The organism is Streptomyces sp. MBT65 (genome assembly GCF_016612545.1).
Lineage (GTDB): Bacteria > Actinomycetota > Actinomycetes > Streptomycetales > Streptomycetaceae > Streptomyces.
On record NZ_JAENRY010000832.1, the window covers coordinates 1 to 302 of the forward strand.

Below are 302 nucleotides of genomic sequence, written 5' to 3' on the forward strand. Positions count from 1 at the left end.
ACCCCGCCCCGCTCAATCCGGCGGCCGCCGACGGCGATTGCACCCCCCACGGACTACCCGCACCCGACAAAGCGACCCGCACGGGCGGTGCGGGTGGGAGAACACAGGGCGATGGCGGAGCCGAGGCGTTTCGGGTGGAGGGGCTGCTGCTCGGGCTCGCCGCAGGGGATGCCGCCGGTTGGCCCGCCGCAAGGCACCGCGCCGCTCGCATGCCGGAATGGACCCGCCGACTGACCCGCGAACTCGACACCTTCGCCGAACAGAACGCGACCACCACCCTCCCCGTCCCCATCGCCCTGAAC

General features: G+C 73.2%; 1 pseudogene. It reads left to right on the forward strand.

The annotated features are described in order from the left end of the window. Window positions 1-302 (forward strand): annotated as a pseudogene (locus JHN63_RS52290) (ADP-ribosylglycohydrolase family protein); the annotation flags it as partial.